Raw genomic sequence first — 1,437 nt, forward strand, 5'->3', positions numbered from 1 at the left:
CAGCTAAACGCGTCGCTTGCCTCCGTGAACGCCCAGGCTTCCATCGACAGCGTCACCGGCAAGATCGCCATCACCTCCAGCAACGACTTCGGCGCCGATAACCTCACCGTCACGGTCGCCGGCGGCACGGCCTTCACCTCCGGTACCTCCTCCGCCATCGTCGGCGGTGACGGCGCCACCACCCGCAACGGTCTGGTTTCCACCTACAACAATCTGCTCACCCAGATTAACCAGCTCGCTTCCGACGCCGGCTTCAACGGCCTCAACCTGCTCGCCGGCGACAGCATGAAGCTCTCCTTCAACGAGAAGAACAGCTCCTCGCTCAACATCCAGGGCACGGCGATCTCCGCCACGAACCTCGGCCTCAGCAACGTCGGCAACCTGGACTTCCAGGAGAACGGCTCGATCGCCAAGGTTATGACCGCCATCGGCTCGGCTTCGGCCCAGCTGAAGGCCCAGGCCTCGTCGCTCGGCTCCAACCTCGCCGTGGTCCAGAACCGTCAGGACTTCACCAAGCAGATCATCAACGTCCTCGACACCGGTGCTGCCAACCTGACCAACGCCGACCTCAACGAGGAGGCCGCCAACTCCCAGGCCCTCTCGACCCGCAACTCGCTCGGCATCTCGGCCCTCTCGCTGGCCAACCAGGCGCAGCAGAGCGTGCTGCAGCTCCTCCGCTAAGGGAAACCACCCCCGCCGGCTCGCGCCGGCGGGGGTCCCGAAACGGGACCGCCGAAATCGACGAAAGGCCGGAGCGTTCGCGCTCCGACCTTTTTCTCGTTTTAATCCCCCGCCCTTCCTGGCCCTTGTATCGTCAACCCCGCCCGCGAGCACCGCTCTTTTTCGGACGAAATCGCAATTATCTTTCTAGACCGAGCGATCGCGACGGGCTTCACCCTTGAACGGAACGTATAGGTGCGCAGGGCGCAAGGCGCTCTCGGATTTCGCACCTCAAGTCAGGCTCACTCCTCTTAGAAAAAGAGATCGTGGATTGTCGTCGCCCTCTTATCGGCGACACGAGGGATCAAATCCATCTAATGAGAATCGAGATCTGCGACAGATCTGCGTGATGTTACTTCGGCTCGATGCGCGAACCCATCGCCCGCCAAAGCGCAAGGAAATTCTACCGCAGGCTTATGCTTAACGAGAAAGCAACCATTTGATGGTTAATTGAGACCGTCTTCGAAATGGGGACGCATCGATCAGAATGGGTCGAACCTCATGTCTTCCAACATCACGCTCTCCGCCGCGACCCGCCAGAACCTGCTCTCGCTGCAGGGTACGGCCGACCTTCTCGCCACGACCCAGAACCGCCTCGCCACCAACAAGAAGGTCAACTCGGCCCTCGACAACCCCACCAACTTCTTCACGGCCGATGGCCTCTCGAGCCGCTCGTCGAGCCTGTCGAACCTGCTGGACGGCATCTCCAACGGCATC

1 protein-coding gene and 1 pseudogene are annotated in these 1,437 nt (G+C 61.3%); both read left to right on the top strand.

Annotated features, from left to right (window positions below):
* Positions 1-681, top strand: a 681-nt coding sequence (locus MFF01_RS21935; protein ID WP_283207223.1) for a flagellin, incomplete at its 5' end; no start/stop codon positions are given.
* A 540-nt stretch (positions 682-1,221) separates the two neighbouring features.
* Positions 1,222-1,437: pseudogene (locus MFF01_RS21940) on the top strand (flagellar hook protein); the annotation flags it as partial.

The organism is Methylobacterium adhaesivum (genome assembly GCF_022179065.1).
Taxonomy (GTDB): domain Bacteria; phylum Pseudomonadota; class Alphaproteobacteria; order Rhizobiales; family Beijerinckiaceae; genus Methylobacterium; species Methylobacterium adhaesivum.